General features: G+C 63.3%; 8 protein-coding genes. 4 read left to right on the plus strand and 4 right to left on the minus strand.

Translation table 11 applies throughout. The features are described 5' to 3' along the window. Positions 1 to 274: 274 nt before the first annotated feature. Positions 275 to 1276 (minus strand): Bug family tripartite tricarboxylate transporter substrate binding protein, encoded by a 1002-nt coding sequence (locus AB4Z51_RS31120; RefSeq protein WP_441498676.1) that lies wholly within the window; start codon positions 1274 to 1276, stop codon positions 275 to 277. A 287-nt stretch (positions 1277 to 1563) separates the two neighbouring features. Between AB4Z51_RS31120 and AB4Z51_RS31125 the strand changes: the two genes are divergently transcribed. Further along, entirely contained in the window at positions 1564 to 3177 is a 1614-nt protein-coding gene (locus AB4Z51_RS31125; protein ID WP_167767918.1) for a winged helix-turn-helix domain-containing tetratricopeptide repeat protein, read from the plus strand. Between the two features lie 51 nt (positions 3178 to 3228). On the opposite strand, the gene AB4Z51_RS31130 is transcribed toward AB4Z51_RS31125, so the two are convergent. Together AB4Z51_RS31130 and pdxR are read right to left on the minus strand one after the other, a co-directional pair. After that, positions 3229 to 4500: a hypothetical protein gene (locus AB4Z51_RS31130; RefSeq protein ID WP_441498677.1), complete on the minus strand. Its 1272-nt coding sequence runs from the start codon at positions 4498 to 4500 to the stop codon at positions 3229 to 3231. Between the two features lie 138 nt (positions 4501 to 4638). Next, a complete protein-coding gene (pdxR, locus tag AB4Z51_RS31135; RefSeq protein WP_135213828.1) occupies positions 4639 to 6048 on the minus strand; it encodes a MocR-like pyridoxine biosynthesis transcription factor PdxR in 1410 nt (469 codons plus the stop codon). A 109-nt stretch (positions 6049 to 6157) separates the two neighbouring features. Here pdxR and AB4Z51_RS31140 point away from each other — a divergent pair, with 109 nt between their 5' ends. Continuing rightward, positions 6158 to 6619 (plus strand): carboxymuconolactone decarboxylase family protein, encoded by a 462-nt coding sequence (locus AB4Z51_RS31140; protein ID WP_135213827.1) that lies wholly within the window; start codon positions 6158 to 6160, stop codon positions 6617 to 6619. A 50-nt stretch (positions 6620 to 6669) separates the two neighbouring features. Beyond that, positions 6670 to 7308, plus strand: a complete 639-nt coding sequence (locus AB4Z51_RS31145; protein ID WP_135213826.1) for an HD domain-containing protein — start codon at positions 6670 to 6672, stop codon at positions 7306 to 7308. Positions 7309 to 7315: 7 nt separating this feature from the next. On the opposite strand, the gene AB4Z51_RS31150 is transcribed toward AB4Z51_RS31145, so the two are convergent. After that, entirely contained in the window at positions 7316 to 8623 is a 1308-nt protein-coding gene (locus AB4Z51_RS31150) for an MFS transporter (protein ID WP_167767917.1), read from the minus strand. A gap of 665 nt (positions 8624 to 9288) precedes the next feature. Between AB4Z51_RS31150 and AB4Z51_RS31155 the strand changes: the two genes are divergently transcribed. Beyond that, positions 9289 to 10024: adenylate/guanylate cyclase domain-containing protein (locus AB4Z51_RS31155; RefSeq protein WP_441498678.1), on the plus strand; the 736-nt coding region annotated here is incomplete at its 3' end.

Below are 10024 nucleotides of genomic sequence, written 5' to 3' on the forward strand. Positions count from 1 at the left end.
CAGTGCCAAGATCATCTCGTACGTACCAGCAAGATCTTCAGCGGATTTGATTGATGGCCAGACTCCTGGCGGTCCTCGCAGTTGCATTGGCAATCCTGGCGATGGCTCCGGGGCAGCAGAATCAGTTTGTACCGCTGCCAACAGGACCAATGCCAGCGGTGCTTGTTCCCTGAGTTCTCCTGAGGTGACGGGTTCATCCATCGAGCCGGTGGCGCACAGGTCCGCTCCTGGCCCGCGGCGATCTGCAAGGCGGACGGGCGCCGGCATCTGCACGCTATTCAGGCGTCAGCCCCAATGCCTTCACGGCAGCCACCAAGGGAGGCGTTTCGCTGTCGTACAGCTTTCTGAACGCGATATGTCCTTGAGCGGACTCATCGATGCCGTACGCGTCGAGCAGCTTCTGTATCTTGTCAGTCTTGCCGGCTTCTACCATCAGGCCGGAAACACGCTCCACGATGTCCTGCGGCATGCCGATGGGACCGGCAAGAAAGGCGTAACCGGTCATAGCAAAGAGCTCGGACTCGGCACCCTGCTCGAAAAATGTGGGAACGYCGGGAAGCTTTCTGCTCCGCGTCCTCGTCTGCACGGCGATTGCCCTCCCAACTCCGGATTCCAGCGCGTTGACGGCATTGGCGTAACTCCCCATCGCCGCCTGGAGCACGCCGGCCGCGAGGTCCTGCCACATCGGCGCTTCGCCGCGGTAGTGCACGGCTTTCATCTGCAGCCCGTACTGCTTGTTGAGCTCTGCAACGACGATATGAGGGTAGGAGCCTGCGCCGAAGGTCCCGACGTTGGTCACGTTCCTGCGGGCGTATTCGACGAACTCCTTTAAATTGGTGGCATTGGTCGCCTTATAGGCGACCAATGGCAGGTATCCTGCCGACATGCTGGAAATGAGCGCGAAGTCCCTGTCGGCGTCGTATGGCAAAGTCTTGAATAGCACGCGGCTTTGCACCAGAGTTGCGGTGATGGCGAGGAGTAACGTGTAACCGTCCGGTGGCGATTGCTTCACGGCTGCTGCAGCGATCGAACCGCTGGCACCCGCCTTATTCTCAACTATCACCGGCTGGCCGAGCTTCTGGGAGAGGTATTCGCCGTAGACGCGCGCGAGGGTGTCCGCAAGTCCGCCGGCGGGATAGGCGCAAACAATCTTGATCGGCCGGGAGGGCCAGGTCTGCGTCCACCCGCTATCATGATACGACAAAGCGATGGTGGCTGCGCCGGTTGCGATGAAGGCGCGGCGCGTGATCTTCAATGCCATCACGGTCTCCATCATGTTTGTATTCCGAGGACGCGCGTCGTGGCGTTGCTGCCGGTCCTTCAAGCGGACGGCCCTACGTTGAATCCTGAGCCGCTGCTCGGGGCACTGCTGCGCGGTACGGCAAGCCGTTGGTCGTGCTCATGGATTGCTTCCTGAGCAAATTGTGCCGTCCCGAGGATGGTAGCAGGCCATGGGCGGGCGCTCTTGACATTCTGCTTACATTCTCTTCACCGCCGGCTTATTCTTGCGCTGCAACCGGCGCGAGAGACCGACGGGGGAAAGCCACCCAGGGAATTGCCAGCTTGCGGTATCTCTTCGACGAGTACGCATTCGACACCGACCTTCGCGAGCTTTACCGCGGGGCGCACGTGGTCTCGGTTGCGCCGCAGGTGTTCGACCTGCTCGACTACCTGATCCGCAACAGGGAACGGGTCGTAAGCAAGGACGACCTCATCAAGACCATCTGGAACGGCCGTGTCGTGTCCGATGCGGCACTGACGACGCGGCTGAACGTCGCTCGGAGTGTGATTGGCGATTCCGGCGAAAAACAGCGTCTCATCAAAACCCTGCAGCGCAAGGGCTTCCGTTTCGTTGGAACGGTGCAGGAAGTGCAGCGGCCCGCAGACGCGGCGCCCACAGCCGATTCTGGTGAACAGTTTCAGGGTACCGCTGATCCAGATCGGTCCGATGCCGCGACAGTTGCGATGTCGATTCCTGCGCCACGCCTTTCCATCGTCGTACTGCCGTTCGCGAACTTCGGAGGCGATCCCGAGCAGGACTACTTCGTTGATGGCGTGACCGACAGCCTGACCACGGACCTTTCGCGCATCAGTGGTTCATTCGTGATCGCGCGTAACACCGCTTTCACCTTCAAAGGCAAAGCCGTCGATGTAAAGCAAGTCGGACGCGAGTTGAACGTCCGCTATGTGCTCGAAGGTTCCGTGCAACGAGGCGGCAATCGGCTTCGGGTGAATGTTCAGCTGATCGATGCCGAAACCGGCAATCACCTATGGGCCGAGAGGTTCGAGAAACCCGTCGCCGACCTGTTCGACATGCAGGACGAGATCGTATCGCGGCTCGCAAACACGCTAAATGCCCAGCTCATTCAGGTTGAAGCGCGGCGAGCGGAACGTTCAACCCATCCCGATGCAATGGACCTGTATTTCCAGGGCTGGGCTTACGAGAACAATGGGACGACCCCGCAATACATGACGCAAGCGCAGGCCTTTTTCGACCGCGCCCTGGCACTCGATCCCGACAATATCGAGGCGCTGGTCGGCTCGGCGCGGGTTGAAGCGGCGCTTGGGGCCAATCTTGTCACCGACGACTGGAAAGCGCACTTGGCGGCGGCCGAGGCAGCCTCAACCAGGGCTCTGTCCCTTGCGCCAAACCATGCTCGGGCCCGTAGCATCCTGGGTCTGGTCCAATCATTTAGCAACCCGGCCCGAGCCATCGCTGAATGCGAGCGGGCGTTGGCACTGGATCACAATTTGGCCGACGCTCATGCCTTCATCGGTCTCGCCAAGTTTTTTCTCGGTCGCAGTAGCGAGACCGAGGCCCATATCCGCGAGGCGCTTCGCCTCTCTCCTCGCGATTCCTACGCCTACCGGTGGTTCATGTTTGTCGGTCTCGCCAAATTGTTTCTCGGCGCCGACGTGGAAGCGGTTGCCTGGCTGCGCCGGAGCATCGAGGCCAACCGAAATCATCCCCTCCCGCATTACTATCTCGCCGCTGCGCTGTCGCTGCTCGGCTCACCGGACGAGGCGCGGGCCGCCGCACAGGCCGGCCTTGTGCTCAATCCGACCTTCACTCTCCGCCGCTACCGGGCCCGCGTGACGAGCGACCATCCGGCTTATCTCGCCGGGCGCGAGCGTGTGTATGAGGGCATGCGCATGGCCGGGGTGCCGGAGGGATGAACGGCAGGAGGTTGCCGGTGCGCGCCCAACAAGGATCGGGCGCTCCTGGGCTTACGGCGACGGCACGGTCGAAGGCGGCGCGGTGACGTTCGGCAGCGGAGTTGCTGGCCAAGGGCTTGCCGGCCAGGGACCTTTCGGCTTGGCCGCGACCGACGAGCACGCCGCCGCAAGCTGAGTCCGCATCGACGCCAGGCCCGTCAGGTCGATGTCGAATTTCGCGACGTCCACCTTTTCGTCCGGCATCGGCGTGGTCCGCCGGACATGGAGGGAGCGGGACGCCATGATCGCCTTGACCATGTCAGGGTCGATGCTGCCGCTCCACATCTCGTACTTCGCGGCCCGCACCGGAAAACCTCCGGCCTCCTGGTCCTTGTCGGCGTCCGCCGTCATCATGATCGTACTTTTGCCGACRCTCGCCTCGTCGATCTCGCCCGCGAACATCAGCGGCATGCGGTTCCTGGTTTCGCAAAACATACGCCATTCCATCGTCCCGAACGAAGAGCCGCTTTCCTTCTTCACCACCGCGATCTTGCTGATGAACGGCCGCGTTGCCTTCTCCAGCCTCCACATTCCTTCGGCAAACGGTCGCGTGTCGATTCCGAAACGATAGAGCTCGGCTCGCGTCAGCATATGCAGGCTTTCGAACTTCACGGTCCGGATGAGACCGTCGAGCTCGCGGCTGATCCCCATCGCCGCGATGAACGCAGCGCGGTCGCGGTCGGCGTTCGCGATCCGGCGCTGCCTGTATTCCGCGACCGCCTGCGGCGCCGGATGCCCGTGAAAGACGAGGACCAGCCTGGAGTTATGGACTGCCAGGGCGGCGTCGGGAGCGACCTCGCGTGATGTCGCGCCGAGAAACAGGTAACCGCAGGCCGAGTTGCACATCGCATGGTAGGTCGTGAGCTCCGCCTCGACCTCGCCGCCGGCGGCCTTGGTCTTCAGGCATGCGGCGTCCACCTGTGTGCCGGCGGCGCACGCCGTCGCGATCGTCCGGCCGACCCGCGCGACCGCCTTGCGATTGCGCAGCAGCCGGCCGATGACGTAGGACTGCTCCACGTTCCCGCCGGGCGAATGAAGGTAGATCGGACGCTGGGTGTCCTTGACGCCGGCCAGGAAGCGGCGAATGCGCTGGCTGGCGTCCCCATCGATCTCGCCCTCGATGGCGATCCAGCGGTCGCAGCCGGGCCCGCACGCGTCCGGTGCCCCCTTGGCAAGATAGATCGTCAGCCTGTGCGCAAATCCGGGATKTTCGGACGGCGTTTCCTCGGCATGCAGCGCGCATGGAAGCAGCATGGCCACGAGAAACAAAATACGGGCAAGCATGTAACGACTGGGCCACGCGCAGTGAAGATAGACGTCGACGTTACATGATGATCGGCGCGCCTACAACTTTTGGTGGCATGCGGACGCGCGTTTATTGCGCCGGGCGGCACATCGTGCTTTCTCGAAATACAGCGTTCGTCACGTCAGACGATCGATGATTTCGAATAGCCTGTCGCAGGAAGCCTCGATCCGCTTTTGCGGAGATGTGGCGATGCCCAGCAACAGACCGGGGCGCGCCGAAGCCGTGGACGCATACCAGAGCGACAGCGGAGTAGGCGCCAGCCCGAACGATGCCGCTTCCCTGGCGATGGCGAGATCGGGCGCTCCATCCGGCAGCTGCAGGACCGCTGCCAATCCGGCAAGCGCAACATTGGCGGTGCGCGTCCGAAGCTGTTTCAGCAATGCATCGCCTTGCGCGGCGTAGACCCGCTTCGTGCGCCGGAGATGCCGCAGATAATGGCCCTCGCGCATGAAATCGGCGGTGGCGAGCTGCACTGCGGGCCCGGGCGCCGGCGCGAGGCACGCCGCGGCTTCGGCAAATCGCGACGCCAGAGCGGCCGGCGCAACGACAAAGCCGAGCCGCAGGGCAGGGGTCACGGTCTTGCTGAAAGAGCCGATGTGGATGACGCGACCCGCGCGATCGAGCGAGGCAAGTGCCGGCGTGGCTCGGCCCTTGAGCTGCAGCTCGCTGAGATAGTCATCCTCGATCACCCACGCCTTGCGTCGGGTGGCCCAGTCGAGCAGGCGCGAACGCCTCGCCAGCGACAATGTGGATCCGAGTGGCGCCTGCTGCCCGGGCGTCACGACAACCAGCGCCGCGTCGGGAGCATGTTTCAGGCCGTAATCGACATCGATGCCGTCAGCGTCGACCGGGATCGGCGCGATCGACAGTCTGGCAAGCGCGAGACCGTGCCGCGTGAAGGGAAAGCCCGGATTCTCCATCCAGACCTTCGTCTTTGACTCGAGGCCGAGGACACGGAGCGCCAATCCGAGGCCGCCGCTGAAACCGCTTGTGATGATGATCTGCGACGGCGTGCACGCGACCCCGCGCGCCAGCGCGAGGTAGGCTGCGATCTCGCGTCGCAAGTCGAGCTCGCCGCGCGGATCCGGATAGATCGGCGGCGCGCTCATTTCGACGCGAACCGCCTGCGCGCGCATCCTTGCGAGCAGCGTCGCAGGAAAAGTCTCTTGCGCGGGCACGCCCATCTGGAAGATTGCCGGCCCCGCCGTGAGCTCCTGGTACATCTCCATGAACGAGCCGGGCGCCGGGGCTTTGTCCTTGCGAACGGGAAAGGACGGCCGATCCGCGACATGCGTGCCGGTCGCGCGTGACGCGACAATCAGTTGGGCGGAGGACAGCTTTTCATAGGCCGCGCGCACGGTGCCCCGCGCGACGCCAAGCTGGGCTGCCAGGTCCTGCCAGGAGGGCAGACGCGCTCCGGGTGCGAGCACGCCGTTCGCGATGGCGGCCCTGATGCCCCCATGGATCTGCTCGGCCAGCGGCGTCTTCGCAGAGCGATCCAGTTCCAGCCGCAGCGGTTTGGTCATGCCCCTTGGTACACGATTTTCGTGCGTTCTTGGTGCTTTTTTGTGGACCAGGGCAGGGGCATTTATGGCAGAGACACGGGCCGGGCATCGATCATCAAGGAGCAGGACAATGACAGGGCGTCTCGACTACGACCGTATCGCGCCGGCGGGTGTGAAAGCGCTGGGCGGCGTGTACGGTTACATCATGCAGAGCAATCTTCCTGCGGCGCTGATCAACCTCGTCTATCTGCGCGTATCCCAGATCAACAACTGCGCCTACTGCCTCGACATGCATATGCGCGATCTGCTCAAGAGCGGGGCGAAGATCGAAAAGCTCGCTCTGCTGCAGGCGTGGGAGGAAGCCGGCAATCTGTTCGACGCGCGCGAGCGCGCCGCCCTCGCATGGGCCGAAACGGTGACCCGCGTCGCGGATACCGGCGTGCCGGATCAGGCCTATGAAGCCGCGCGCGGGGTCTTCGAGGAGCGCGAGCTCGTCGACCTCACCATCGCGATCGGTCTGATGAACACGTATAATCGTATGGCGATCAGCTTCCGTAAGACGCCGCAGGCCGCCGTCGAGAAGACAGCCTGACGGGCCACGAACGGCATCGGCCGACGTCAATGCAAGGCAGGAGTTAGAAAATGACGAGCGTGATTTCCGGCGTGAAAATTCCCGACAGCCAGCTGGCGCGCGAGGCCGCCGAGCTGGTGCGCAGCTACGAAGACGAGATGCTGTTCAACCATTCGGTCCGCGTCTACGTGTTCGGCGCGATGAAGGGGCTGCGTCAGAAGCTGAAATTCGATTCCGAGTTGCTTTATGTCGCGGCGCTGTTTCACGACCTCGGCCTGGTCGATCACTACCACACCGAAACAAAGCGATTTGAGGTCGACGGTGCCGACGCCGCGCGGGACTTTCTCCGGGCACGCGGCATCGCCGAGCCGCAGGCCGATCTGGTCTGGGACGCGATTGCGCTGCACACCACACCCGGCATTCCGGAATATATGAGACCGGAAATCGCCCTCACGAGGGCAGGAGTTGTGGTGGACGTCGGGGCCGTTGGATATGACGAGTACACGCCGGAGCAGCGCGATCAGGTGATCGCTGCGTTCCCGCGCGGCGATTTCAAGAACGAGTTTCTGAAGGTGCAGACCTGCTCAGCGCTGAAGAAGCCGCAGACGACATTCGGGACCGTCAATTTCGACTATATCCAGGATCACGATCCCAGCTTCCACAAGCCGAACGTGTGTACGCGCATCCGCAATACGCCCTGGCAAAGCTGAGCTGCCGCTAAGCCACCGGATCCCTGACGGCATCCGAACGGCTTCGGTCATCCGGCGCCAGCGGTGGCGCCGGCCGCGCGGGAGCGTCCTTCAGCAAGGCAGCGTCGCTCGAGGCGTCCTCGACCGGCGCGGCTCGGGCCTCGCGCGCGGCGACGATCCAGATCAGGAAGCCAAGAAGCGCGAGCGAGGCTCCGACGGGACCGGTGGAGGTCCAGCCCAGCCCCTCGCGAATGGCAAGGCCGCCCAGGAACGGGCCGAGCGCATTGGCGGTGTTGAACGCCGAATGGTTGAGCGCAGCAGCGAGCGCCTGCGCGTCTCCTGCGACGTCCATCAGCCGCGTCTGCAGGATGGCGCCGAGCGAGACGCTGGCGCCGATCGCGAAGACGTCGGCCGCAAGCAGCCAGGGATTGCCGGCGGCAAGCGGAAACACCAGCAGCGCGACCGCAGCAAACAGCAGGATCACGCCCGCCGTCGGCATCAAGGCGCGGTCGGCAAAGCGCGGCACGAACAGATTGCCGAGCGTTGCGCCGATGCCGAACACGGCGAGGAAGAACGGGATGACCGCGGTGCTGACCTTGGTGACCTCAATCAGCGTCGTCGCGAGATATGTATAGACGGCGAACATGCCGCCAAAGCCGATGGCGCCGATCGCCAGCGTGATCCAGATGCGGCCGTTTCGGAGCGCACCGAGCTCGCGCAGCGGATCGGACCGGCCGGCCGCATCGCGCGGCGCGAACAGCGCGCACAGCAGGACCGTGATCAACGCCAGCACCGACACGAGGCCGAAGCTCGCGCGCCAGCCCATCGCCTGGCCGATCAGATTGGCCAAGGGCACGCCGATGATCGTGGCAGAGGTCAGGCCGAGCATCACCTGGCCGATCGCCTGCGAACGGCGGTGTTGCGGAACGAGCGAGGCCGCGACCAGCGCGGCGATGCCAAAATAGGCGCCATGCGGCAATCCCGACAGAAATCGAGCCGCGATCATCCAGCCGAAGCCCGGCGCGAGAGCGGTGAGCGCGTTGCCGAGCGCGAACACGGCCATCAGGGTCAGCAACTGGGTGCGCCGGGCGAACCGCGCGCCAAGCACGACGATCAGCGGCGCGCCCAGCACCACGCCGAGCGCGTAGGCACTGATCGCGTGCCCCGCGGTCGGCTCGTCGATCCCGAGGTCGGCAGCGAAGAACGGCAGCAAGCTCATCGATGCGAATTCGGTGGTTCCGATCGCAAAGCCACCCATCGCGAGCGAGAACAGGACGATGGCGAGGTGAGGCGGCGCTGAGGCGCGGGGCGAGGTCGCGTGAGGCGAGGTCGTCATGTGTCCTGCATTGGTGGCGTCAACGGGAACCAGCCCAGCGAACGTCGCCACCCCTGCAAGATTTGTCGTCGTACTTAAACCTGCACCAGCTCGCGTCAACATCGGAGGCGCGATGCAAGGCATGCCGCATATCAGCGTCCCGATTTACGGGTGGCGCGATCCGGACGCGTCGCGCACCAACCTGCGGCCTCATCGGTGCGCTTCGGCCTTCCGGCGACTTTCGCTATCCACTCTACAGACGGGGTCGACACGCCTGAGGGTAGAACAGTTGCATAGCTGCACCAAAGTGTATTGGCGGTTGAGGCGGTCGGCGCGACCTTTTGCCATCGCGCCCGGCGCGAGGGCTTCCACTTCGGGGCCCGGCGCAAGTGAGAATTCGCGAATGCTGTCGAAATTCAGAAGGAATTCATAAGGAATTCAAAAGGAATTCGAAAGGTAGCGTGCATTGATTGGGCGCCTTATTCCGGCGCGAGCCGCTCATCGCCAAGACGAGGTAATCCGAAGAAGCCCTCTTACTCTCCGCCGCGACTTGTTGTGGCGCTGCCGCTCCGAGCCATTCGGGTGATTTTGGTAGCGCCTCAACCGAATTGCGTTTAGCGTGTTGCAGATTGGTTCAACGACGAGACTCTGCTCGGCAAGAGGCTTTATTCGCCGCTGAGGGATCAATGAAGTCGGAGCCTACGAGCGTCCCCCCGTCGTCGCCGAACACCGCCAACGACAGTGGTGCGAGGTTGGTTGGTGCTGCCGAACAGGACTTTAATTCCCAAGTCGGTACGATCCTCGAATTCGAAAGACCTTTCCGCGCCGTCCTCGTGGCGGACGTCGTCAGCTATACCAGACTTATGGAAGCTGCTGAGGTCGAGACGCATAGTCGCTATCGGGCTCTTCGCGTGAGCGTCATCGATCCGGCCTTGATCGGTCGACGAGGCGAGATTGTGAAGAACACCGGCGACGGCTTCGTCGCGGTGTTCGAGAGCCCGCTCGATGCCCTTCGCTGTGCCTCCGAGTTGCAGCGTGAAGTCACCGGGCTTGAAACCTTGCAACCTCCCGAGCGCCGCATAGCCTTTCGCATCGGCGTCCATTGGGAGCCTGTCATCTTTGATCTGAACGATGTCTACGGCCATGGTGTCAATATCGCAGCACGCTTGCAATCTGTCGCTCCCGCGGGCGGCGTTGTGGTGTCGTCGGCCCTTTTGCGAGTAGTCGCCGATCTGAGCGAATTCAAGTTTGACGACCTGGGTGAGCTTCATCTCAAGAACCTGTCGCGGCCGGTTCATGCCTTTCTCCTGCTCTCGCCGGGAGTGGACCGCCGCACGGTGATCGGCGCTTCCACCAAATCCTCGAGACGAACCAAACTGCCCTCGATCGCCGTTCTTCCGTTTGCGAACAGCTCTTCGGAGG

The sequence above is a fragment of the Bradyrhizobium sp. 2TAF36 genome (genome assembly GCF_052114925.1).
Classification (GTDB): domain Bacteria; phylum Pseudomonadota; class Alphaproteobacteria; order Rhizobiales; family Xanthobacteraceae; genus Bradyrhizobium; species Bradyrhizobium barranii.

Coding starts and splice junctions, on each gene's coding strand:
- AB4Z51_RS31140 (WP_135213827.1), top strand. CDS start 6,158: ATGACAGGGCGTCTCGACTACGACCGTATCGCGCCGGCGGGTGTGAAA.
- AB4Z51_RS31145 (WP_135213826.1), top strand. CDS start 6,670: ATGACGAGCGTGATTTCCGGCGTGAAAATTCCCGACAGCCAGCTGGCG.
- AB4Z51_RS31150 (WP_167767917.1), bottom strand. CDS start 8,623: ATGACGACCTCGCCTCACGCGACCTCGCCCCGCGCCTCAGCGCCGCCT.
- pdxR (WP_135213828.1), bottom strand. CDS start 6,048: ATGACCAAACCGCTGCGGCTGGAACTGGATCGCTCTGCGAAGACGCCG.